Consider the following 538-nt stretch of genomic DNA (forward strand, 5'->3'; position numbering starts at 1 on the left):
CCGCTGCATATAGTCCGCTTCAAATTCCTCATTTTGCAACAGCGCGTTATACAATGAACAGGCTGCCATATGCACAAAATCACAGAACACCTGCCAGCGATTTTCATGGGGCGCAATCTGGTTAAACAGTCTGATAAAAGCCTGTTTATGTGGATTCGGTTCCCGGTAAGTTGCCGCTAATGGCAGCGCCACAACGTTATCGTCAGGCGGATCATTATCTTCATCCGCATAGCCACGGTCAGACGCCACCGGCGGTAACAACAACTCCTCAGCGTGTGATGATCTGTCCGGCTCGCCAGTATCCGCAGGTTCTGCCACCGGGATCCGAGCATAGTTCAGACACGATGGCTGGCTGGCAAATAACGCCAATGCCTCGCTGGCCTGCCCCAACTCTTCCGGGAACAACCTGCCTTCTGGCTGGTCATGCCGTTCCCAGTGATATATTCGGGCTAAAGCACTGACAGCCATCAGCGGCGTGATACCCTGATCAATATGGCGCTGAACCACCTCATCATATTCCAGCATGGTGTCATTCAGC

The 538-nt window shown here is 52.8% G+C and carries 1 protein-coding gene; it reads right to left on the bottom strand.

The window, feature by feature from the left end:
• On the bottom strand, positions 1-525 hold a 525-nt coding region (locus tag SLS51_RS23205; protein ID WP_500690697.1), incomplete at its 3' end, for a TA system toxin CbtA family protein.
• Between the last annotated feature and the right edge of the window lie 13 nt (positions 526-538).

The organism is Photorhabdus africana (genome assembly GCF_035181445.1).
Taxonomy (GTDB): domain Bacteria; phylum Pseudomonadota; class Gammaproteobacteria; order Enterobacterales; family Enterobacteriaceae; genus Photorhabdus; species Photorhabdus laumondii.